Source organism: Streptomyces sp. NBC_01537 (assembly GCF_045040445.1).
In the GTDB taxonomy this organism is placed as follows: Bacteria; Actinomycetota; Actinomycetes; order Streptomycetales; family Streptomycetaceae; genus Actinacidiphila.
Genome location: NZ_CP109392.1, coordinates 9,450,863 through 9,473,737, shown reverse-complemented (window position 1 = coordinate 9,473,737; position 22,875 = coordinate 9,450,863). Strand labels below are relative to the sequence as shown.

Sequence of the window (22,875 nt, the reverse complement as noted above, 5' to 3'; positions counted from 1 at the left end):
GTAGACTCTCGCCACGTGACGAAGCCCCGCATCCCCAATGTCCTGGCCGGCCGCTACGCCTCCGCGGAGCTGGCCACCCTGTGGTCCCCCGAGCAGAAGGTGGTGCTGGAGCGCCGCCTCTGGATCGCCGTCCTGCGGGCCCAGAAGGACCTGGGCATCGAGGTGCCGGAGCAGGCCATCGCCGACTACGAGCGGGTGGTCGAGCAGGTCGACCTCGCCTCCATCGCCGAGCGCGAGAAGGTCACCCGGCACGACGTCAAGGCGCGCATCGAGGAGTTCAACGCGCTGGCCGGGCACGAGCAGGTCCACAAGGGAATGACCTCGCGCGACCTCACGGAGAACGTCGAGCAGCTCCAGATCCGGCTCTCCCTGGAGCATGTGCGCGACCGCACGGTGGCCGTCCTCACCCGACTCGGCAAGCTCTCGGCCGAGTACGCGGAGCTGGTCATGGCCGGCCGCTCGCACAATGTCGCCGCCCAGACCACCACCCTGGGCAAGCGCTTCGCGACCACGGCCGACGAGCTGCTGGTGGCCTTCGAGCGCGTCGAGGACCTGCTCGGCCGCTACCCGCTGCGGGGCATCAAGGGCCCGGTCGGCACCGCCCAGGACATGCTGGACCTCCTGGGCGGCGACGCCGCCAAGCTCGCGGATCTGGAGCACCGGATCGCCGAGCACCTCGGCTTCTCCCGCGCCTTCACCTCCGTCGGCCAGGTCTACCCGCGCTCGCTGGACTACGACGCCGTGACCGCGCTGGTGCAGCTGGCTGCCGCGCCCTCCTCGCTGGCCAAGACGATCCGCCTGATGGCCGGCCACGAGCTGGTCACCGAGGGCTTCAAGCCCGGCCAGGTCGGCTCCTCGGCGATGCCGCACAAGATGAACACCCGCTCCTGCGAGCGCGTCAACGGCCTGGCCGTCATCCTGCGCGGCTACGCCTCCATGGTCGGCGAACTGGCCGGCGACCAGTGGAACGAGGGCGACGTCTCCTGCTCCGTCGTACGCCGGGTCGCCCTCCCGGACGCCTTCTTCGCCTTCGACGGCCTGCTGGAGACCTTCCTGACCGTTCTCGACGAGTTCGGCGCCTTCCCGGCCGTCATCGCGCGCGAGCTCGACCGCTACCTGCCCTTCCTCGCCACCACCAAGGTCCTGATGGGCGCGGTCCGGGCCGGGGTGGGCCGCGAGCTCGCCCACGAGGTCATCAAGGAGCACGCCGTCGCCTCGGCGCTGGCCATGCGCGAGAAGGGCGCCGAGCGCAACGAGCTCCTCGACCGCCTCGCCGGGGACGAGCGCATGCCGCTGGACCGCGCCCAGCTCGACGCCCTCATGGCCGACCGCCTCTCCTTCACCGGCGCCGCCGCCGGCCAGGTCGCCGAGGTCGTCCGCCGCATCGACGAGGTGGCCAAGCGGTACCCGCAGGCCGCGTCCTACACCCCCGGGGCGATCCTCTGACGCCTGAGCAGCTGCAGGCCGCCCGCGACCGCACCATTCCGGACGTCATCGCGGGCGGCCTGCGCGTGCTGTTCTGCGGCATCAATCCCGGCCTGATGTCCGCCGCCACCGGGCATCACTTCGCCCGCCCCGGCAACCGCTTCTGGCCCGTACTGCACACCTCCGACTTCACCCCGAGGCAGCTGAAGCCGGCCGAGCAGGGCGAGTTGCTCGCGTACGGGCTCGGGATCACCAATGTCGCCGCCCGCGCCACCGCCCGCGCCGACGAGCTCAGCGAGGAGGAGATGCGCGAGGGCGGGCGTCTCCTGGAGGCCACGGTGCGGCGGTACGAGCCGCGCTGGCTGGCGGTCGCCGGCATCACGGCGTACCGGGTCGCCTTCGGCGAGAAGAAGGCCGTCATCGGGCCGCAGGAGCGGACGATCGGCGCGACGCGGATCTGGGCGCTGCCCAACCCGAGTGGGCTGAACGCCCATTGGACGGTCGAGACGATGGCCGAGGAGTTCGGCCGCCTGCGGGCCGCTGCCGCGGCGGCAGCCTCCAGCCCGTCCGGCGTGACCCCCGTCTAGAGCGGTGAACGGAATGGTTCGCCGGGTCCGTCCGGCGACCGGTTCTGTCCTCAATCGCCGGACGGGCTGAATTCACCCCGGCGGGCCGGAGGCCCCCGGTACGGCCAGCCCCGTTTCGTAGGCCACCACGACCGCCTGGGCGCGGTCGCGCAGCCCGAGCTTGGACAGGATGCGGGCCACGTGTGTCTTGACCGTGGCCTCGCTCAGTCCGAATCGCGCGGCGAGCTCCGCGTTGCTCAGGCCCTTGGCCAGCAGCTGGAGGACCTCGAGTTCACGGGGTGTGAGCGTGGACAGATCCCGGTGGAGGGTCGCCGCGGCCTGGCCGTCCCGCGCGGCGAAGCGTTCGACGAGGCGGCGGGTGATCGCGGGGGCGAGGAGCGCGTCCCCGGAGCGGACGAGGCGGACGGCGGCGACGAGGTGTTCGGGGGTGACGTCCTTGAGGAGGAAGCCGCTGGCGCCGGCGGAGAGGGCGGCGTAGACGTAGCGGTCGAGGTCGAAGGTGGTGAGGATGATGACGCGCGGGGCGGTGCTGTCGGCGGCGGACAGGATGCGGCGGGTGGCCTCCAGGCCGTCGATGCCGGGCATGCGGATGTCCATGAGCACGACGTCGGGGAGGGTGCGGCGGACGGCGTCGATGGCCTGGGCGCCGTCGGCGACCTCGGCTACGACGTCGATGCCGTCGGCGGCGAGGATCATCCGGAAGCCGGTACGGACCAGGGCCTGGTCGTCGACGATGACGACGCGCGTCGGCTCGGTCAAAGGTCCTCCACGGGGATGACGGCACGCAGGCGGTAGCCGCCGGTGGGCCGGGGGCCGGTCTGCAGGGTGCCGCCGTAGACGGCGAGGCGTTCGCGCAAGCCCGTGAGGCCGCGGCCGTTGCCGGAGCGGGCCGTGGAGGTCGGCCGGCCGCCGGTGTCGGCCACCTCCACGCGTACTTCTCCGGGAGCGTAGTCGACGGCGATCCGTACGCTGGCGCCGGCGGCGTGCTTGACGGTGTTGGTGAGGGCCTCCTGCACCACCCGGTACGCGGCCAGGTCCGCGCCGGGCGACAGCGGGGCCGGGGCGCCGGTCACGGTCAGTTCGACGGGGACGCCGGTGTCGCGGATGCGGTCGGCCAGCGCCGGCACCTGGCCGAGGCCGGGCTGCGGGGCGAGGTCGGCGGTGGCCGCCGGGTCGGGTCCGTCGCTGTCCATGGTCAGCAGGCCCATGACGTGGCGGAGTTCGGCCATCGCGGCGCGCCCGCCGGACTCGACGGCGAGCAGTGCCTCGCGGGCCTGGTCGGGGGCGGCGTCCATCACCTTGCGGGCGGCGCCGGCCTGGATGACCATCACGCTGACGTTGTGGGTGACCACGTCGTGGAGTTCGCGGGCGATGCGGGAGCGTTCGTGTTCCACGGCACCGCGGGTCGTGGCCTCGTGTTCGGTTTCCAGGACCCGTACGCGCTGCTTCCAGGTGTGGATCGTGTTCGCCGCCAGTCCGGCCGCGATCAGCACGAAGAACGGGGCGTAGCCGGGGGTGACGGCCGGTTCGCCCGGGCTGTTGTCGGCCGTGATCAGCACCGCGCCGGTCACCAGGCTCGCCACCGTGGCCGCCCGGTAGGGGCTGTACATCGCTGCGCTGTAGCCCGCGATCAGGCAGCTCAGGAAGATGTTCACGGAGGTGTCGCCGCCGGATTCCCGGGGCAGCAGCAGCGCCGCGAGGGTCACGGCCCAGAAGGCCGACAAGGGATACCGACGGCGTACGACCAGAGGCAGCGCGGTCAGCACGGCCAGGACCAGCAGCTCCGTGGGGACCGTTCCGTCGCCGGGCACAACGATGGCCGAGCCGCCCGGAGGGGGTGCCGGGACATCCGGAATCACCGGGACCGGCCCCAGCCGCACAACCTTCTGGACGTCGGTCTGGTCGCCGACATTGCCCAGGACGGCGACGGTCAGGACCAGGGCGAGGATCGCGTCGGCCGCCCAGGCCCAGCGGGACACCTTCGGCGGCGGGCTCGTGGCATGCGTCAGTGCCGCGGTGCCCGCCTTCCAACGCTTCGCGATCTCCGCCCTGTTCACGGGCTCAGTGTCCCAAGCCGCCCGGCCCGGCCGCATCCTCCGGGGTGATCAGGCCCGTACACCGTCCGCGTACATCGCGGGGATGACCCCCGCGCCCATGGTCCGTAAGCGGTAGCCGAATTAGCCATCGCGGCCGACGTGCCGCGCCCCGGGCCGCCCCTAGCTTCGGGTCGCACACCAACCGCACCGACCCGTCGAGCCGTGGAGGCAACCAGTGACCACACCCGTCATCGACATCCGCGATGTGAGCAAGAAGTACGACGACGGGCCACCGGCTCTGGCCGGCCTGTCGCTGGCCGTCCAAGCCGGTGAGGCGCTTGCCGTGCTCGGGCCGTCCGGGAGCGGGAAGTCGACGCTGCTGAACCTGGTCGCCGGACTGGACCGGCCGAGCGCGGGCAGCGTCACCGTGGACGGGCTGCGCGTCGACGAGCTGGGCGAGGCCGGCTCGGCGAAGTACCGGCGGACGCGGATCGGGATGGTGTTCCAGTTCTTCAACCTGCTGGACGACCTGACCGTCACCGACAACATCACGCTGCCCGCACAGCTCGCGGGTCTTCCCCGGGCCGAAGTCCGCGTCCGCGCCGCCGAGTTGCTGGAGGCCCTGGGCATCGCCCGGCACGCCCGCGCCTACCCCGGCCGGCTCTCCGGCGGGGAGCGGCAGCGGGTCGCGGTGGCCAGGGCTCTGATGAACCGCCCGGCGCTGCTGCTCGCCGACGAACCGACCGGGGCGCTGGACACGGCCTCCGGCGAGGACGTACGGGACCTGCTCGCGGAGCTCAACGCGGACGGGCAGACGATCCTGCTGGTCACCCATGACCTGGCGCTGGCCGAGTCGTGCGCGACCCGGACCATCGAGCTGGTCGACGGCCGGATCGTCCGCGACGTGCCGGCGGTGGCCCGATGAGCGCCCTGGGGCGGGTCGTGCGGGCCGGTGTGGGGCGCCGGCGCGTGCAGACCCTGGTCATGACGCTGACCACGCTGATGGCGGTGACCGCGTCGGTCCTGGCCCTCGGGCTGCTGGTGGCGTCCCGGGCGCCGTTCGACCATGCCTTCGCCGCGCAGAAGGGCCCCCATCTCACCGGGCAGTTCGACGGGACGAAGGCCACCGCCGCGCAGATCGCCGCCACCGCGCAGGCGCCCGGCGTCACGGCTGCGGCCGGGCCGTTCCGCAGCCTGTCGCTGAGCCTGCGCACCGGTTCGGGCTCCGGGGAGATGTCGGGCATCACGATGCCCCCGCTGACGGTCGTCGGCCGCACGGACGCCGACGGGCCGGTCGACGACGTCGACATCGTCAAGGGCCACTGGATCACCGGTCCCGGCCAGATCGTGCTGTCCTCGGACTACGCCGCCCCGGACGTGCAGCCGGGGGCCCGTTTCCAGGTCATGGACCTGCCCGGCCACCCGACCCTCACCCTGGTCGGCTACGCCCGGTCGGTGGGCCGCAGCGCCGACGGCTGGGTGTCACCCGCACAGATCGGGGCACTGACGGCGGCGGGCACCGCACCTCAGTACCAGATGCTCTACCGCTTCGCATCCGCCGGTACGCGGGCGCAGGTGGCGGCCGGCCGGTCCGCGATCGTCGCCGCCGTGCCGGCCGGGGCGCTGTCCGGATCGCAGTCCTATCTGACCGTCAAACTGCAGGCGGACGGCAGCACCGCGGCGTTTGTGCCCTTCGTGCTCGCCTTCGGCATCCTGGGGCTGGTCATGTCGGTGCTGATCGTCGGCACGGTGGTCAGTGGCGCGGTCGGTGCCGGCCGGCGGCGGATCGGGATCCTCAAGTCGCTCGGCTTCACCCCGGCGCAGGTGGCGCGCGCCTACGTCGGACAGGCGCTGATCCCGGCGTCGGCCGGCACCGTGCTGGGGGTCGTGCTGGGCAATCTGCTGGCGGTACCTCTGCTGGCCGAGGCCTCGGACGCCTACAACACCGGGTCGCTGACGATCGCCACGTGGGTCGACGTTGCGGTGGCCGCCGCTGCCCTCGCGGTGGTCCTCGTCACGGCCCTGGTGCCCGCGCTGCGGGCGGGGCGGCTGCGCACGGCCGAGGCGATCAGCGTGGGGCGCGCTCCGCGTACCGGTCGCGGGCGCGGGGCCCAGCGGCTGGTGGGCCGGGTGCCGCTGCCGCGTGCGCTGAGCCTCGGTCTGGCCCACCCGTTCGCCAGGCCCGCGCGTACGGCGACGACGGCCGCCGCCGTGGCGTTCGGCGCCATCGCGGTCACATTCGCCTTCGGCCTGGCCACGACACTCCAGGGCATACAGGAGGGCATCAACCGGGGCACCTCCGGCGCGGTCGTCGTCCCGACCGGTGCACCGGGATCCGGTCCCGTCGAGGTCCGGAAGCCCGGGAGCGGCCCGGCCCCGCAACCGGCCGACCCGGCCGCGGTCGCCGCCGCGATCGACGGTCAAGCGGCGACCCGGGCGTTCTACGGCACCGCCCGGACCGAGCTCAGCGTGGCCGGGCTCGCCGGGGCTACGACCGTCGTGGGGTATCAGGGCGACGCGTCCTGGGCCTCCTACCCGGTGATCTCCGGGCGCTGGTCCACGGGCGCCGGCGAGGCCGTCGTCAACACCCGGTTCCTGGAGGCGGCCGGTATCGGGGTCGGGGACACCATCACCCTCACGGGCGGCGGGCACACCACCTCGGCGCGCATCGTGGGCGAGGTGTTCAACACCCATGAAGAGGGCATGGAGGTGCTGACCGGCCTGTCCACCCTCACCCGGGCGGGATTCGATGTGTCGGTGAGCGAGTTCCGCGTCGATCTGCGGCCCGGAACAGGCGTGGCGGGTTATGTCGACGCGCTGAACACCGCGCTGCGGCCGACCGGCGCCCAGTCGTTCGCCAACCCCGACAACGGGCAGAGCACGACGATCGTGATGATGAACGCGCTGATCGCCGCCCTCACCCTGATGCTGGTCGCCGTCGCGGGTCTGGGAGTGCTCAACACCGTGGTGCTCGACACCCGTGAACGGGTCCACGACCTGGGCGTGTTCAAGGCGCTCGGCATGGCGCCGCGCCAGACCGTCGCCATGGTCCTGACCTCCGTGGCCGGAACCGGCCTGGTGGCGGGCGTCATCGGGGTTCCCCTCGGGATCGCGCTGCACCGCTGGATCGTGCCGGCCATGGGCCACTCCATCGGCACCAACATGCCCCCGGAGGACCTCGCCGTCTACCACCTGCCCGGCGTCGTCCTCCTCGGCCTCGGCGGCCTGGTCATCTCGGTGGCCGGTGCCCTGCTCCCGGCCGGCTGGGCCGCCCGGACACGTACCGCCACGGCTCTGCGCACCGAGTGAGCTACCCCCGACCCGGAGGTCAGGGGTACGATCCGGCCAAACACGGGACCCGGACAGGGCCTGGCTGGGAGGATGTACGTTGGGCGGCCGGCTCACCGGCGGGGATCCTTCCCTGCTCAGGCGGATCAACTCCGCGGTGGTGCTGCATGCCCTGCGCGACGCCCGCACCCCCAGCCTGACGGAACTGGTGCAGAGCACCGGCCTGTCGCGGCCGACGGTCGAGGGCGTCATCGAGGGCCTGGCCGAGTCGGGCCTGGTGGTGGAGGCCCCGGCCGATGCGGGGGACGTACGCAAGCAGGGGCGGCCGGCCCGCAGATTCCGGTTCCACGCGGAGGCCGGGCATGTGCTGGGCATCGAGGTCGGCTCGCACCAGGTACGGGCGGTGCTGTCGGACCTGAGCGGCGCGATGGTGGGCTCGTACGCCCACGACGTGGCCGAGAAGGCTCCGGCGGAGGAGCGGCTGGATCGGATCCGCAGCACGGTGGCGGAGCTGCTGCGCAGGGCGGGGGTGGCGCGCAGCACGCTGTGGGCGGTGGGCGTCGGCAGCCCGGGCATCATCCAGGCCGACGGGGTGGTGCGGCTGTGCACCGCCCTGCCGGGCTGGACCGGACTGGCGCTCGGGGAACGGCTGCAGCGCTCGTTCCGCTGCCCGGTGCTGGTGGAGAACGACGCGAACGTGGCGGCCGTGGCCGAGCACTGGAAGGGCGCCGCGGCCGGCACCGACGACGTCGTCTTCGTACTGGCCGGGCTGAGCCCCGGCGCCGGGTCGCTGATCGGCGGGCGGCTGCACCGGGGCTTCATGGGCGCGGCCGGGGAGATAGGGGTGCTGCATCTGCTGGGCCGCGAGGCCACTCCCGAGCATCTGCTGTCCACCACCGGCACGCCGCTGCACCCGCTGGACGAGTCGGCGGTGGCCGAGGTGTTCGCACTGGCCCGGAGCGGCGACGTACAGGCGGTGGAGGCCGTGGAGCGCTTCTTGCGCAGGCTCGTGCACGACGTGGCCGCTCTGGTGCTGGCGATCGACCCCCAACTGGTCGTCGTGGGCGGCTGGGCGGCGGGGCTCGACGACGTACTGGAGCCGCTGCGCGAGCAGCTGACCCGCTACTGCCTGCTCCCGCCGAGGGTGGCGCTGTCCGCGCTGGGCCCGGACGCGATCGCGACGGGGGCGCTGCGGCTGGCCCTGGACCAGGTCGAGGAGCAGCTGTTCGCGGTGGCGCGGCCGTCGTTGCCACTGCGCTGAGCCTTTCGCGCGCCGGGCATTCGGGCGAACTTGCGGCCGCCTCCCGGCATGGCTGTTTTGACGGTTTGTCCGACCAGCCGACGATCCCTCTCATCAGCGGTCTTGTGTGATCTTGAGAGGACGTCCCGCGTGCGGCGAGCAGTCATCCTTGGTGTGTCCGCGGTGCTGGCGGCAGGGGCACTGACCGCTCCGGCCGCCGCCTACGCGCCGGACCCGGTCTCCGACGACTACCAGGCTGCGGCGGGCGCCGCCGTTGCCGCAGAGCAGGCCGCTGCGGCGGACCTGAAGTTCGGCGCGTGCCCGGCCGGCACCCGCCTCAAAGCCCCCATCCAGTGCGGCCGGGTCGAGGTGCCGGTGGACTACGCACAACCCCAGGGGGCCAAGATCCGGCTCCTGGTGAGCCGCCTGAAGGCCTCCGGCCCGGCCTCCGCCCGCCAGGGCGCGCTGCTGTTCAACCCCGGCGGCCCCGGCGGTTCCGGCCTGTGGTTCCCGCGCCTGGGCCAGGCGGACATCCCGGCGCCGACCCGGCAGATCTGGGCCGCCTCGGCCCGGGCGTACGACATGGTGGGCTTCGACCCGCGCGGGGTGGGCTACTCAGCGCCGATCTCCTGCGTCAAGCCGTCCCAGTACCAGCACGCTCCGACGCCCGACCCGCGCCACCCCACCGCCAAGGTGAAGGCCCGCGAGCGGGCCGCGGCCAAGGCCCGCGCGGCGGGCTGCCTGAAGCGTTCGGGCGCCCTGCTCGGCCATATGACCACCGAGGATCTCGCTCGGGACCTGGATGTCATCCGGGCGGCGCTGCACGAGCCGAAGCTCAACTACTTCGGCGTGTCCTACGGGACGTACCTGGGCGCGGTGTACGCGCACATGTTCCCCTCGCACGTCCGGCGCATGGTCTTCGACAGCGTCGTCAATCCCGACCCGCGCGGCATCTGGTACGGCGCGAACCTGGAGCAGGACATCGCCTTCGAGAAGCGCTGGGCGGACTGGCGGGCCTGGGCCGCCCGGCACAACAAGGTCTACCGGCTCGGATCGACGCCCGCCCGGGTGATGGCCTCCTTCAACAAGGCCATGCGCAAGCTCGCCAAGCACCCGGCCGGCGGGAAGGTCGGGCCCGGCGAGCTGCACGCGCAGGCGGTGCAGGCGGCCTACTACGACCCGCAGTGGGTGCCGTTCGCCTACCAGCTGTCGCGCTTTCTGCACGGCGACGCCAAACCGCTGACGGCGGCCGCGACACCCGACCCGGGCAGCGCGAAGAACGACGAGAACAGCGAGGCGGTGTATCTCGCGGTGCAGTGCGGCGACGCCTCCTGGCCGCGCGACTGGCAGACCTGGGAGCGGGACAACTCGCGCCTCGCGAAGAAGTACCCCTTCGAGACCTGGTCCAACGCGTGGCTGAATCTGCCCTGCGCCTCCTGGCCCGTCCATTCCTCGCACCCGGTCGATGTGCGGGTGCCGCACGGCGCCGGGCTGCCGCCGGTCCTGATCGTGCAGTCGGAGCGGGACGCGGCGACGCCGTACGCGGGCGCACTGGAACTGCACCACAGGCTGGCCGGGTCACGGCTCATCACGGAGGTGGGGCGCGGCTCGCACGGGCTGATCAGCTTCCGCAACCGCTGCCTCAACGACCGCGTGGACCGCTACCTTCTGACGGGCCGCACCGACTCGCACGACGTGCGGTGCGCCGGGCACCCGCTACCCGTTCCGGCGGGCGCGCAGGGTGCGCGGGACGCGAACGCGGGCCGCTGGTACTAGGGCCTCAGGGCCTGTCCGGAGACAGGCCCTGGGCTCCGCTCAGGAAGCGGCCAGGGCGATCTCCGGGCCGGTGCCGCCGAAGGTCAGGCGGCAGGTGTCGGCGCGGTAGGTCGCCACGGCCACCGCGGCGACCTGGCCGGCACTCACATAGCGGGTGGTGACGACCAGTACGGGGGCGCCGGGCAGCCGGTCGAGCTGCTTGGCGTCCTCGGCGCGCGCGGAGCCGAGCTCCACGGAACGGTCCTCGCCGGCCAGCGGCAGCATCTGCAGCTCCCGCAGCACGGCGGGGGCGTGGGCGGCCGGGGTGAGGTCGCCGGGAAGGTCCGGTACGGAGGCCGGGGGCACGTACAGCAGCTCGGTGGCGACCGGCTGACCGTGCATCATCCGCTCCCGGCGGACGGTGTGCACGAGCTGGTCGCCGTCGGTGCCCAGTATCGCGGCCACGGCTGCCGGGGCGGCCGCCTCGACGCAGCCGACCGTGCGCCAGGTCTCGCCGCCGACGCCCGGCCATTCGCCCTGCGTCGGGTCCACGGACACGCCCATGCGCGGCGGCGCCACCGTCGTGCCGACCCCGCGGCGGCGCTGCAGCCGGCCTTCCAGCTCCAGCTGCTCCAGGGCCTGCCGGAGGGTGGCCCTGGCCACGCCGAACCGCGCGGCGAGCTCCCGCTCGTTGGGCAGGATCTCACCGACCGTGAACTCGGAGTCCAGAGCGTCGACGAGCACCGTCTTCAGGTGCCAGTACTTGGGTTCCGGCACCGTTTCGAGCTGCGTGGTCCCCACCCTGTCCTCCGATTTCCGAACCGCTCTTTATTAAAGGTCCTTGCACTATTACGCGACGATAGGGCGGCTCCCCGTCTCTGGTCAAGACCAATGCCGGGTGCCGCCGCGCCGGTAGCCTCGCGATCATGAATCCAGTGACAGTGGTGACCGGCGCGAGCCGGGGAATCGGCGAGGCCGTCGCGCTGCGGCTGGCCGCGCTCGGGCACAGTGTCTGCGTCGGCTACGGCAGCCGTCGCGAGGCCGCGGAATCCGTTGTCCGGCGGGTGCGGGAGGCCGGGGCGGAGGCAATGGCGGTTCGGGCCGACACCGCCGACGAGGCCGAGGTGGACGCCCTGTTCGACGCCGTACGGGACCGGCTCGGGCCGGTCACCGGGCTGGTCAACAACGCGGGGATCACCGGCCCGCTGGGGCTTTTCACCCAGACGCCGGTCGAGGTCATGCGACGGGTCGTGGACGTCAATGTGATGGGCACGATCATCTGTGCGCGGCGGGCCGCGCGCGAGATGTCCACGCGGTACGGGGGCGGGGGCGGCGCGATCGTCAACATCTCCTCCCGCGCGGCGACGCTGGGCGGTCCCGGCGAATACGTCCACTACGCGGCGAGCAAGGCCGCCGTGGACACCCTGACGGTCGGGCTGGCCACCGAGCTGGGCCCGGACGGGGTGCGGGTCAACTCCGTACAGCCCGGCGTGATCCTGACGGAGATGCACGCCGCGATGGGCGATCCCGAGCGGGCCCACCGGATGGCCCCGGCCGTCCCGCTCCGGCGGGCCGGCGAGCCGCACGAGGTGGCGGCGGCGGTGGCGTGGCTGCTGTCGCCGGAGGCCTCGTACACGACGGGGACGGTGCTGCGGGTGGCCGGCGGGCGGTAGGTCAGGCGTCCGGTTTGGGCGGCCTGACGCCACCGAGCTTCTCGGGGTTGGTCAGGACGTAGACGCAGGAGACCAGGCCGTCGGTGAGGTCCAGGGCGAGGACGGTGTGGGGTGCGCCCTGGGAGGTGATGACGACGGCGGGGGCGCCGTTGACCTCCTGGAAGGTGAAGGCGGGTTCGGGGAGGGAGTTCCCGGCGATGGCGTGGAGGAAGCGGCCGACCTTGGAGGCGCTTTCGATGACGCGCAGCGGGGCCTTCTGGAGGCCGCCGCCGTCGCCGATGAGGCGGACGTCGGGGGCGAGGAGGGTGAGGAGGCCCTGGAGGTCGCCGCCGAGGGCGGCGGACAGGAAGCGTTCGGTGACGGCGGCGGTCGCGGCGGGGTCGGCGTCGTAGCGGGGGCGGCGTTCGTCGATGTGGCGGCGGGCGCGGGTGGCGAGCTGCCGGACTGCGGGTTCGGCGCGGTCGAGGGCGGTCGCGATGTCGGCGTAGTGGAAGCCGAAGGCCTCGCGGAGGACGAAGACGGCGCGCTCCAGCGGGGAGAGGGACTCCAGGAGGACGAGCAGCGCCAGGGAGACGGATTCGGCGAGGACGACGCGCTCGGCGGCGTCGGGGACGGTCTGGCCGAAGTCGGTGGCGACGGGCTCGGGCAGCCAGGGGCCGACGTAGGACTCACGGCGGGACTGGGCCTGCCGCAGGCGGTCGATGGCGAGGCGGGTGGTGACGGTGACGAGGTACGCACGGGGCTCGCGCACGGCGTCGCGGTCGGCGTCGGCCCAGCGCAGCCAGGCCTCCTGGACGACGTCCTCGGCGTCGGCGAAACGGCCGAGCATGCGGTAGGCGACGCCGGTGAGGAGCCGGCGGTGCTCCTCGAAGACCTCTGCCGCCGCTGACGTCGCTGTGTCGTCGGTCACGGGTCCTATTCCACCACTCCGGCCGTCCCCGTCAGACCGAGCCCTCGCCGGATGGCCGCCTCGACGGGCGAGTACGCGCCGTCCGGCCGGTCGATGCGCAGCGGCCGCGTCGGCTCCAGGCCCGGCTGAGCCATGAACCGTACGCGGGTGCCCCGGTGCGGCTGGGCGGCGTGCACCAGGAAGGGGTGGCAGAGGTAGACGTCTCCGGCGCGCCCGGTGGCGCAGGTCTCTGGCCGGTGCGCGCTGGCGGCGTCGACGAGGGGGCCGAGGGCGAAACCGTCCATGCCCTGTTCCCCGGCCGGCCGGAGGACCTCGGGCACGTCGAGGTGGGAGCCGGTCCGGACCCGGGTGGGGGCGTCGTCCTCGCCGGTGTCGGTGAAGAGGAAGAGCATCAGGAGGGCACGGTCACGCGAGAAGACGTTGGTCCAGTAGTGGTGCGCGCCTTCCGGCGTGTAGCTGCCCTCGACGTGCCAGCCGCCGTCGCCGGGATCGTCCGGGTGCGGGAAGCGTACGGGGAAGGTGCCGAGACCGGTGCGCGGCACCCAGCGGCCCGGACCGGCCAGGAGGTCGTACGCGGCGTGCAAGGCGGGCGCGGTGACGGCCTCCTCGAAAGGGCCGCCTCCGTATCCGGGGAGGCGTACGACCGGCCGGGTCCAGGTGGCCGGGTCGTCGGGGCGGCAGCCGGTGTCGGGCCACATGATGTCCACGCAAGCCTGCGCGGTGGCGGCGGGGAAGGCGCCCTCGATGCGCACGAAGCCGTCTTCGGCGAAGCGGCGCAGCAGTTCGTCATCGTCCACGTGTCCATGGAATCGCGTCCGGCTCGCCGGCACGAGCGGTTTTCCAGGGCAGTAAGAGCCCCGACCGGGACGGGGGCGCCCGGTCGGGGCCGCTGGCCGGGCCCGCGCTGTGCGCCGGCCCGTGTCTGTCCAACTAGCGGCGCGCGGCGGGAGTTCCCGGGCGGTCCGGGCTTTTCACCGGAACAGGGCGCCCAGCTCTTCGGCGGCGGCGGTGAGGTCGGCGCGCAGGGCGGGCTCGTCGGCGGCCAGGCCGTGGCGGGGGCCGAGGACGGCGAGGGCGGCGCGGATGCGGGAGTGGCTGTCGCGTACGGGGACGGCGTACTCGGTGACGCCGTGCTCGAACTCGCCGTGGGCGGCGACGACACCGCCTGGGCGGTCGCGGTCGTTGGCCCGGACCAGGTCCTGGACGGAGCGGGCGGCCTGGGGGCCGCCCACGCCGATGAGTTCGTAGCCGTCCAGCAGGTCGGCGAGCTCGTCCTCGGTGTGGTCGAGCAGCAGGGCCCGGCCGGCGCCGGTGCACCAGCACGGGGTGATCAGGCCGGCGTGGGTTCGCCACTGGTCCGCGGCGCCGTAGGCCGAGGCGGCGGCGGACTCCGAGCGCAGGAGGCGGACCAGGACGCCGTCGCGTACGGAGAGCCGGGCGCCGGCCCCGTACTGGACCGCGAGCCGGCGCAGGACGGCGCGGGCGCGCCGCAGCGGTCCGGCGTCGAGGGCCCCCGCCAGCGCGAGGAACTCGCGGGAAACGCGCAGCGTGGCGTCCTCGCGGCGTTCGAGCCAGCCCTTGTCGCACAGCTCCTGGGTCATCCGGGACGCCTTGCTGCGCTCCATGCCGACCTCGTCGGCGAGCCTGCTGACGTTGAAGCCGCCGCGTCCGGAGACCTCGCGCTCCAGGACCGTCTCGATGACCCGCAGGCCCGTCCGTAGGGAGGAGGAGGCGGGGGCGGCGGGGTCCCGTGCTGTCACGTCCGCACTATAGGTCAGTCGTCGATAGGTCAGTCGTCGATAGGTCAGTCGTCGATGTGCAGGGCGAACACCCGGGCGGGGAAACCCGATCCGCCCTGCGGCTTGGGCCAGGTGGCGACGATCAGGCCCCCGGCCTCGGGCACCCGGTCGAGGTTGGCCATCAGCTCGATCTGCCAGCGGTCCCGCTCCAGGACGTAGAGCTCCAGGCTGAAGTCGCCCGCGGAGGTGGCGAGTCCGGGGTCGGTGTCGGTCTGCTCGTGGCCGATGGCCGTGACGCCGGCGTCCTCGAAGAGGTGGCGCAGCACGTCGGCCGACCAGCCCGGCGCGTGGCTGACGCCTGCCTCGTCCCGGTTGGCCATCGCGGCGGCGTCGGGCCAGCGGCGGCCCCAGCCGGTACGCAGTGCCACGAACGAGCCCGCGGGTATCCGGCCGTTGCGCGCCTCCCACGCGGCCACGTCGTCGAGCGTGGGCACCGCGTCGGGGTCGGCGTCGACCCGGCCGGTGATGTCGAGCACCACCAGCGGCAGGATCATCTCCTCGACGGGGATCTCGTCCAGCGTCCGGGCCCCGGCCACGAAGTGCGAGGGCGGGTCGACGTGCGTGCCCCACTGGCCGACGATCGTGTAGAGGTGCACGTTGAAGCCGTCGCCGCGCGCCATGTCGAAGGGCATGCGCCGCGTCTCGTCGGGGAAGGCCGGGAAGTGCGGCTGGCCCGGGTGGAACGCGTGCGTGAGGTCGGTACGGGTCGCCTTCTCGCTCAGCTCGCGGAATGCGGCCCACAGTCGGGGTTCGGCCACGGTGGTGTCCTCAGTTCTCGTTCGGGCGGGGCTTCAGGCGGGGCTAGGGCCTGTCTTGTGGATCTCCGTGGGGAAGGAGCGGCCCGCCGCGCCAGCGGCTGGTGTCACTGCGGTGCCTGTGATCGCAAGGCGGAGGAGGGAGGCAACGCGGTGGGGGCACCTCCCAGCGTCTAGCTGGGGGACGTCGTTGACCGACGACAACGCGGCGAGCGCTGGTGCCAGGGCACGCGACGCCGCGGCCACGCCGCGCCAGCGGCACATGGACCGCAGCCACAAGACAGGCCCTAGGCGCGGGATACGAGCTCCAGCGGGGCGGAGAACTCGACCACCGGGACCTCCCAGGGGTGGGCCGCGACGATCCGGGCGAGGACCTGCGAGATCTCGTCCTCCCCCGCCGCCGCGTCGATGTACGTGGTGAGGGCGAGGGTGGGCGAGAGCGTCCGGCCGCCGACCGCGCCGAAGGCGGGCAGGGCGCCGTCCTTCGGGGTGAAGCCCTCGGCGCCGATGCTCACCTCGAAGACGTCCTCGTAGAGACCGAAGTCCCCGACGCCGGGCGACGCCCTGAGTTCGCGGAGCAGCGCCGCGAGGGACTCGTCGTCGCGGAGCACCTCGACGTCGCCGGCTCCGACGGCGGCCACCGTACGGTGCGAGACCGGCCAGTGGATCTTGATCGCCCGGACCGGCCGACGCCGGATCAGGTCCCGTCGGCCGGTTCCCGGCATCGTCATCGCGGTCATGTGCGCGCGTCCCCTCTCGGTCTCCGGCTCTCGGTCTCCGGCTCTCGGTCTCCGGCTCTCGGTCTCCGGCTCTCGGTCTCCGGCGCCAAAACTAACACGCTACGCCGCAATTTCGTGCATCAGATGCATCACATGATGCATATTGCGCACACCAGCATCCCGGATAGGGTGCGGCAATGGACTCAAGCGTGGGGAAGGGGCTCGACATCCTGTCGGCGCTCGCCCGCGGGACATCCGGTGTCTCCGCCACCGACCTGGCCCGCGACATGGGCCGCGACCGCAGCCGGCTCTCCCGCAACCTGCACGCGATGGCCGACGCGGGATTCCTGCTCCAGGAGCCGGCCCCGCGCGTCTTCGCCCCGCACTGGCGGCTGTACGCGGAAGCGCAGGAGGTCACCGCCCACCGGCTGCGCACCGACGGGCTCACGGCGCTGGAGGGAATGGTGAGCGACACCGGGGAGAGCTGCTACCTGGGCGTACTCGTCGGCGACACCACCGTCACCATCGCCGAGCGGGTGCCCCCCGGCAGCAACCAGGTCGGCTCCTGGATCGGCCGCCCCTACCCGGCCTACTGCAGTGACAGCGGCCAGGCCCTGCTCTGCGACGCCGACGACGAGGAGGTCGCCGCGGTCTTCGCCCGCACCGATTTCGTACGTCACGGCCCCAACACCCCTGCCGGGCTGGACGACTTCCTCGCACGGCTCGCGGTCACCCGCGACCGCGGCCACTCCGTGGTCGACGAGGAGGCGGAGCCCGGCCTGTACGCCGTGGCCGCCCCCGTCCGCGACTTCCGGGGCGAGGTCGTCGCCGCCGTCCAGGTCGTCGGCCCCCGCGTCCGGCTGGCCCCCCGAACCGATATCTGCGCCGCCGCCGCGCTGCGCTGGAGCCGGTGGCTGGAGAACACGCTGCGAGGGGCGGGCTGATGCGAAAAGCCCTTGGCGGCCCCGCTGCCCTGACGACATCCTGTCCGTCATGCTGATCAGGGAAGCCGACACCGAGGACTGGCAGGCCGTCTGGCCCTTCTTCCACGAGATCGTCGCCGCCGGTGACACCTTCACCTATCCGGTCGATCTCAGCGAGGAACAGGGCCGCGACTGGTGGCTCCTGCCGCCTCCGAACCGTACGGTCGTCGCCGTCGACGAGGCCGGAACGGTTCTGGGCACGGCGAAGATGAACACCAACCACATGGGCAACGGCTCGCACATCGCGAGCGCCAGCTACATGGTCGACCCGGCCCACTCCGGTCGGGGCGTGGGCCGGGCACTGTGCCGGTACACGATCGAGTGGGCGCGCGCGGCCGGCTTCCGGGCGATGCAGTTCAACGCGGTGGTGGAGACGAACGTCCACGCGGTGAAGCTGTACCGGTCCCTCGGCTTCGAGGTGCTGGGCACCCTGCCGGAGGGCTTCCGGCACCCCGCGAAGGGCTACGTCGGGCTGCACATCATGCACCGCACGCTCTGACGCGGACGTCGAACGCGATACGCGGACGTAACCGAACAGGCGAACAGGAAACCGCGAATTCACCCTTCCCGCGACCGCCGATGACAATCGCCCGAACGGCATCGCCGCAGGTGACGCGGCGGAACGCGCAAGGCCTCATCGCGTTACAGCGTGATACTGCACCTCATGTCCCAGGGCTCCTAGTGTCAGCCGTCAACAGCCAAGAGTTCAGCTCTGGAGGGCAGACCCATGAGTCGAGTAGTGCGCGCCGCGCTGGTGCAGACGAAGTGGACCGGCGACATGGAATCGATGATCGCGCTGCACGAGCAGTACGCCCGTGAGGCGGCCGCTCAGGGCGCGCAGATCATCGGCTTCCAGGAGGTCTTCAACGCCCCCTACTTCTGCCAGGTGCAGGAGGCCGAGCACTACCAATGGGCGGAGCCGGTTCCGGACGGGCCGACGATCGTGCGGATGCAGGCGCTGGCCAAGGAACTCAACATGGTCATCGTCGTGCCGGTGTACGAGGTCGAGCAGGCGGGCTTCTACTACAACACCGCCGCCGTGATCGACGCCGACGGCTCCTACCTCGGCAAGTACCGCAAGCACCACATCCCGCAGGTCAAGGGCTTCTGGGAGAAGTACTACTTCAAGCCGGGGAACCTGGGCTGGCCGGTGTTCGACACCGCGGTCGGCAAGGTCGGCGTGTACATCTGCTACGACCGGCACTTCCCGGAGGGCTGGCGCGCGCTGGGCCTGGCGGGCGCGGAGATCGTCTACAACCCCTCGGCGACCTCGCGCGGCCTGTCGGCGTACCTGTGGCAGCTGGAGCAGCCGGCGGCGGCCGTGGCGAACGAGTACTTCGTGGCGGCGATCAACCGGGTGGGCGTCGAGGAGTACGGCGACAACGACTTCTACGGCACCTCGTACTTCGTGGACCCGCGCGGGCAGTTCGTCGGCGACGTGGCCTCGGACAAGGAAGAGGAACTGGTCGTCCGCGACCTCGACATGGACAAGATCGAGGAGGTCCGGCAGCAGTGGGCCTTCTACCGGGACCGCCGCCCGGACGCCTACGGCCCGCTGACCGAGGCCTGAGGGGAGGGCGAGGTTTCCCAGTGAGTCCCTTGAGCCGAACCCTGATCCGCGGCGGTCTGGTGATCACCGCCGCCGAGGAGGTCCACGCGGACGTCCTCATCGAGGGCGAGCAGATCGTCGCCCTGGCCGCCACCGGCAGCGCCGTCGCGCAGGGCTGGACCGCCGAGACGGTGATCGACGCGACCGGCCAGTACGTCATCCCCGGCGGCATCGACGCGCACACCCACATGGAGCTGCCCTTCGGCGGCACCTCGGCCTCGGACACCTTCGAGACCGGCAGCCGGGCCGCCGCCTGGGGCGGCACGACGACCATCGTGGACTTCGCCGTCCAGTCGGTCGGTGAGAGCCTGCGCAGCGGCCTGGACGCCTGGCACGCCAAGGCTGAGGGCAACTGCGCGGTCGACTACGCCTTCCACATGATCATGTCGGACGTGACCGAGAACAGCCTCAAGGAGATGGATCTCCTCGTGGACGAGGGAGTCACCTCCTTCAAGCTGTTCATGGCCTACCCGGGCGTCTTCTACAGCGACGACGGCAAGATCCTGCGTGCCATGCAGCGTGGCGCCGACAACGGCGGCCTGGTCATGATGCACGCCGAGAACGGCATCGCCATCGACGTCCTGGTCGAGCAGGCGCTCGCGGCCGGGAAGACCGACCCGCGCTACCACGGCGAGGTGCGCAGGGAGTTGCTGGAGGCCGAGGCCACCCACCGGGCGATCAAGCTCGCCGAGGTCGCCGGCTCGCCGCTGTACGTCGTGCACGTCTCGGCGGCGTCGGCGGTCGCGGAGCTGGCGGCGGCCCGCGACCGGGGGCTGAACGTCTTCGGTGAGACCTGCCCGCAGTACATGTTCCTGTCCACGGACAATCTGGCGGAGCCGGACTTCGAGGGCTCCAAGTACGTCTGCTCGACCCCGCTGCGGCCCAAGGAGCACCAGGCCGAGCTGTGGAAGGGCCTGCGCACCAACGACCTCCAGGTGGTCTCCACCGACCACTGCCCGTTCTGCTTCAGCGGGCAGAAGGAGCTGGGCCGGGGCGACTTCTCCAAGATCCCCAACGGTCTGCCCGGCGTCGAGAACCGCATGGACCTGCTCCACCAGGGAGTCGTGGAGGGCCGGATCTCGCGCCGCCGCTGGATCGAGATCGCCTGCGCGACCCCGGCCCGGATGTTCGGCCTCTACCCGCGCAAGGGCACCATCGCGCCGGGCGCCGACGCCGACATCGTCATCTACGACCCGGAAGCCGAGCAGACCATCTCGGCCGCCACGCATCACATGAACGTGGACTACTCGGCCTACGAGGGCATGCAGGTGCGCGGCAAGTCCCGGACCGTGCTGTCGCGCGGCACCGTGATCATCGACGACGACCGGTACCTGGGACGGGCCGGGCACGGCCGCTACCAGACCCGCGAGACCTGTCAGTACCTCATCTAGCCTCATTCAGGGAGCAGCAGAGCAATGGATTTCGGTCTCGTACTCCAGGCGGATCCGCCCGCGTCGTATGTCGTCGAGCTGATGAAGCGCGCGGAGGACCAGGGCTTCACCTACGGCTGGACCTTCGACTCGGCCGTGCTGTGGCAGGAGCCGTTCGTCATCTACAGCCAGATCCTCGCCCAGACCGAGCGGATGATCGTCGGCCCGATGGTCACCAACCCCGGCACCCGCACCTGGGAGGTCACCGCCTCCACCTTCGCGACGCTGAACGAGATGTTCGGCAACCGGACCGTCTGCGGTATCGGGCGTGGCGACTCCGCGATGCGCGTGGCGGGCCGCAAGCCCAACACCCTGGCCCGGATCGAAGAGGCCATGCACGTCATCCGGGAGCTCGGGGAGGGCCGCGAGGCCGACCTCGGCGGCACGGTGATCCGGATGCCGTGGATCAAGGACGGCAAGCTGCCGGTGTGGATGGCGGCGTACGGCCCCAAGGCCCTCGCCATGACCGGCGAGAAGGCCGACGGGTTCATCCTGCAGCTCGCCGACCTCTACCTCACCGAGTGGATGGTCAAGGCGGTCAAGGACGCGGCCGTCGCCGCCGGCCGGAACCCCGACGACGTCAAGATCTGCGTCGCGGCGCCCGCTTACGTCACCGAGGACGACTCCCCCGAGGCGCTGGCCCACGCCCGTGACCAGTGCCGCTGGTTCGGCGGCATGGTCGGCAACCACGTCGCGGACCTGGTCAGCAAGTACGGCCAGAGCTCCGACATGGTCCCGGAGGAGCTGACGGAGTACATCAAGGCCCGGCAGGGGTACGACTACTCCCACCACGGCCGGACCGGAAACCCGGACACGGCCTTCGTGCCCGACGAGATCGTGGACCGCTTCTGCCTGATCGGCACCGCCGAGCAGCACATCGAGAAGCTCAACGCCCTCAAGGCGCTGGGCGTCGACCAGTTCGCGCTCTACAACATGCAGGACACCAAGGAGTCGACCATCGACATCTACGGCACGACGGTCATCCCCGCCGTCAACTCCTGACGTCCAACGCCCGACCCCCAGAACCCGCCACCCGCACGGCAAGCGTTCGACCTCCCCGTCCCCGCCTCGAACGAAGGGGCTGCAGTCATGACAGCCACCGCGCCACCGCCCCCGTCCACTCCCGAGAGAACCGTGGCCGACGGCCGCGTCGAGCTTCCCGCCGACGCGGTCCCGTCCGGCGCCTACGCCAACGAGGACCTGCTCCCGGTCCCGCTGGCACAACGCAAGTGGACCACCTACAACTTCGCCGCGCTGTGGGTCGGCATGGCCCACAACGTCGCCTCCTGGACGCTGGCCTCCGGTCTGGTCGCCTTCGGCATGGACTGGAAGCAGGCGGTCCTGACGATCGCCCTGGCGAACGTCATCGTGCTGGTCCCGATGCTGCTGACGGGCCACGCCGGCCCCAAGTACGGCATCCCGTTCCCGGTCTTCGCCCGTGCCTCGTTCGGCATCCGGGGCGCCAACCTGCCGGCGCTGGTCCGGGCCGCGGTGGCCTGTGGCTGGTTCGGCATCCAGACCTGGATCGGCGGTTCCGGCATCTTCCTGCTCGCCGGAAAGATCTTCGGCGACGGATGGTCAGGCGCGGGCACGGTCGGCGGGTATCCGTGGACCCAGTGGCTGTCGTTCGTGATCTTCTGGGCGATCCAGATCGCGATCATCATCCGCGGCATGGAGACCGTGCGCCGGTTCGAGAACTGGGCGGCACCGTTCGTCATCGTCGGCGCGATCGCGCTGCTGATCTGGATCAGCGTCAAGGCGGGCGGCTTCGGCACCCTGCTGGACCAGCCGTCCAAGCTGGGCTGGGGCGGCGACTTCTGGAAGGTCTTCTTCCCGTCGCTGATGAGCATGATCGGCTTCTGGTCGACCCTGTCGCTGAACATCCCGGACTTCACCCGCTACGCCGCCAACCAGAAGGCGCAGCTGCGAGGCCAGGCCTTCGGCCTGCCGACCACGATGACCCTGTTCGCCCTGCTGTCGGTCCTGGTGACCTCGGGCTCCGAGGCCGTCTACGGAGAGGCCATCTGGGACCCGGTGGCGCTGTCCGCCAAGATCGACAACTGGGCGGGCACGCTGTTCGCCCTGGTCACGGTGCTGATCGCCACGCTGTCGGTGAACATCGCCGCCAACACGGTCTCCCCCGCCTTCGACCTGTCCAACATCGCCCCGCGCAAGATCAGCTTCCGTACCGGCGCGCTGATCACCGCCGGGCTCGGTGTGGCCATCTTCCCGTGGAAGCTGCTGGCCAGCCCGGAGGCGTACATCTTCACCTGGCTCGGCACCGTCGGTGGCCTGCTGGGCACCGTGGCGGGCATCCTCATCGCCGACTACTGGCTGATCCGCCGCACCGAGCTGGACCTGGAGGACCTCTACAAGGCCGGCGGCCGCTACTGGTACGACGGCGGCTGGAACTGGCGGGCGCTGGTCGCCTTCGCCGTCGGGGCCGTCCTGGCCATCGGGGGCTCGTACTCCAAGCTGGACACCAAGGGCGTCAAGCAGGGGCCGTTCCCGGTGGACGGGATCATCTCGTTCCTCAAGCCGCTCGCGGACTACGGATGGGCGGTCGGCCTGGCCGCGTCGCTCGCCGTGTACTTCCTGCTGACCCGGTACGTCCCGGACAGCAAGAGCGCGGAGCCCGTCAAGAGCTGAACGCACCAGCAGAGCGG

The 22,875-nt window shown here is 71.9% G+C and carries 21 protein-coding genes; 13 read left to right on the top strand and 8 right to left on the bottom strand.

What is annotated here, in order from left to right; all coding sequences use genetic code 11:
* Positions 1-15 precede the first annotated feature (15 nt).
* Together purB and mug are read left to right on the top strand one after the other, a co-directional pair.
* Positions 16-1,446, top strand: a complete 1,431-nt coding sequence (purB, locus tag OG607_RS43330; protein WP_405735689.1) for an adenylosuccinate lyase — start codon at positions 16-18, stop codon at positions 1,444-1,446.
* Positions 1,443-2,012 (top strand): G/U mismatch-specific DNA glycosylase, encoded by a 570-nt coding sequence (mug, locus tag OG607_RS43325; RefSeq protein WP_405737446.1) that lies wholly within the window; start codon positions 1,443-1,445, stop codon positions 2,010-2,012. Before purB ends, mug begins: the two co-directional genes overlap by 4 nt.
* A 72-nt stretch (positions 2,013-2,084) precedes the next feature.
* On the opposite strand, the gene OG607_RS43320 is transcribed toward mug, so the two are convergent.
* The gene (locus tag OG607_RS43320; protein WP_405735687.1) at positions 2,085-2,771 is read right to left on the bottom strand and encodes a response regulator; all 687 of its coding nucleotides are present in this window, start codon (positions 2,769-2,771) and stop codon (positions 2,085-2,087) included.
* Positions 2,768-4,069, bottom strand: a complete 1,302-nt coding sequence (locus tag OG607_RS43315; RefSeq protein WP_405735684.1) for a sensor histidine kinase — start codon at positions 4,067-4,069, stop codon at positions 2,768-2,770. The genes OG607_RS43320 and OG607_RS43315 overlap by 4 nt, the downstream gene beginning before the upstream one ends.
* A gap of 214 nt (positions 4,070-4,283) precedes the next feature.
* Here OG607_RS43315 and OG607_RS43310 point away from each other — a divergent pair, with 214 nt between their 5' ends.
* The 4 genes from OG607_RS43310 to OG607_RS43295 all read left to right on the top strand — a co-directional run bounded on the left by OG607_RS43310 (position 4,284) and on the right by OG607_RS43295 (position 10,352).
* Positions 4,284-4,973, top strand: a complete 690-nt coding sequence (locus OG607_RS43310; protein WP_405735681.1) for an ABC transporter ATP-binding protein — start codon at positions 4,284-4,286, stop codon at positions 4,971-4,973.
* The gene (locus OG607_RS43305) at positions 4,970-7,357 is read left to right on the top strand and encodes an FtsX-like permease family protein (protein WP_405735678.1); all 2,388 of its coding nucleotides are present in this window, start codon (positions 4,970-4,972) and stop codon (positions 7,355-7,357) included. The genes OG607_RS43310 and OG607_RS43305 overlap by 4 nt, the downstream gene beginning before the upstream one ends.
* 79 nt (positions 7,358-7,436) lie before the next feature.
* Positions 7,437-8,597, top strand: a complete 1,161-nt coding sequence (locus OG607_RS43300; RefSeq protein ID WP_405735676.1) for an ROK family protein — start codon at positions 7,437-7,439, stop codon at positions 8,595-8,597.
* 129 nt (positions 8,598-8,726) lie between these two features.
* Positions 8,727-10,352 (top strand): alpha/beta hydrolase, encoded by a 1,626-nt coding sequence (locus tag OG607_RS43295; RefSeq protein ID WP_405735673.1) that lies wholly within the window; start codon positions 8,727-8,729, stop codon positions 10,350-10,352.
* Between the two features lie 39 nt (positions 10,353-10,391).
* On the opposite strand, the gene OG607_RS43290 is transcribed toward OG607_RS43295, so the two are convergent.
* Positions 10,392-11,132, bottom strand: coding sequence for a GntR family transcriptional regulator (locus OG607_RS43290; RefSeq protein ID WP_405735670.1), 741 nt, complete (start codon positions 11,130-11,132; stop codon positions 10,392-10,394).
* 125 nt (positions 11,133-11,257) lie between these two features.
* Here OG607_RS43290 and OG607_RS43285 point away from each other — a divergent pair, with 125 nt between their 5' ends.
* Complete coding sequence (locus tag OG607_RS43285; RefSeq protein WP_405735667.1) at positions 11,258-12,004, top strand: glucose 1-dehydrogenase; 747 nt, start codon at positions 11,258-11,260, stop codon at positions 12,002-12,004.
* A gap of 1 nt (position 12,005) precedes the next feature.
* Here OG607_RS43285 and OG607_RS43280 read toward each other — a convergent pair whose 3' ends face one another.
* From OG607_RS43280 to OG607_RS43260, 5 genes are all read right to left on the bottom strand, one after another.
* Positions 12,006-12,914 (bottom strand): RNA polymerase sigma-70 factor, encoded by a 909-nt coding sequence (locus tag OG607_RS43280; RefSeq protein WP_405735664.1) that lies wholly within the window; start codon positions 12,912-12,914, stop codon positions 12,006-12,008.
* Positions 12,915-12,919: 5 nt separating this feature from the next.
* Positions 12,920-13,711, bottom strand: a complete 792-nt coding sequence (locus OG607_RS43275; protein ID WP_405735662.1) for a phytanoyl-CoA dioxygenase family protein — start codon at positions 13,709-13,711, stop codon at positions 12,920-12,922.
* Positions 13,712-13,885: 174 nt separating this feature from the next.
* Complete coding sequence (locus tag OG607_RS43270; RefSeq protein ID WP_405735659.1) at positions 13,886-14,674, bottom strand: IclR family transcriptional regulator C-terminal domain-containing protein; 789 nt, start codon at positions 14,672-14,674, stop codon at positions 13,886-13,888.
* A 44-nt stretch (positions 14,675-14,718) separates the two neighbouring features.
* A complete protein-coding gene (locus tag OG607_RS43265; protein ID WP_405735656.1) occupies positions 14,719-15,471 on the bottom strand; it encodes a cyclase family protein in 753 nt (250 codons plus the stop codon).
* Positions 15,472-15,755: 284 nt separating this feature from the next.
* Positions 15,756-16,208 (bottom strand): hypothetical protein, encoded by a 453-nt coding sequence (locus OG607_RS43260; RefSeq protein ID WP_405735653.1) that lies wholly within the window; start codon positions 16,206-16,208, stop codon positions 15,756-15,758.
* Between the two features lie 176 nt (positions 16,209-16,384).
* Here OG607_RS43260 and OG607_RS43255 point away from each other — a divergent pair, with 176 nt between their 5' ends.
* From OG607_RS43255 to OG607_RS43230, 6 genes are all read left to right on the top strand, one after another.
* Positions 16,385-17,131 (top strand): IclR family transcriptional regulator, encoded by a 747-nt coding sequence (locus tag OG607_RS43255; protein ID WP_405735650.1) that lies wholly within the window; start codon positions 16,385-16,387, stop codon positions 17,129-17,131.
* Between the two features lie 49 nt (positions 17,132-17,180).
* Complete coding sequence (locus OG607_RS43250; protein WP_405735647.1) at positions 17,181-17,669, top strand: GNAT family N-acetyltransferase; 489 nt, start codon at positions 17,181-17,183, stop codon at positions 17,667-17,669.
* Between the two features lie 228 nt (positions 17,670-17,897).
* Positions 17,898-18,740 carry a nitrilase-related carbon-nitrogen hydrolase gene (locus tag OG607_RS43245; protein WP_329321090.1) on the top strand — a complete coding sequence of 281 codons (843 nt, stop codon included), beginning with the start codon at positions 17,898-17,900 and terminating at the stop codon, positions 18,738-18,740.
* Positions 18,741-18,769: 29 nt separating this feature from the next.
* Entirely contained in the window at positions 18,770-20,170 is a 1,401-nt protein-coding gene (gene hydA, locus OG607_RS43240; protein ID WP_405735644.1) for a dihydropyrimidinase, read from the top strand.
* A 24-nt stretch (positions 20,171-20,194) separates the two neighbouring features.
* Entirely contained in the window at positions 20,195-21,211 is a 1,017-nt protein-coding gene (locus tag OG607_RS43235) for a TIGR03842 family LLM class F420-dependent oxidoreductase (RefSeq protein WP_405735641.1), read from the top strand.
* An 87-nt stretch (positions 21,212-21,298) separates the two neighbouring features.
* Positions 21,299-22,858 (top strand): NCS1 family nucleobase:cation symporter-1, encoded by a 1,560-nt coding sequence (locus OG607_RS43230; protein ID WP_405735638.1) that lies wholly within the window; start codon positions 21,299-21,301, stop codon positions 22,856-22,858.
* Positions 22,859-22,875: the final 17 nt, after the last annotated feature.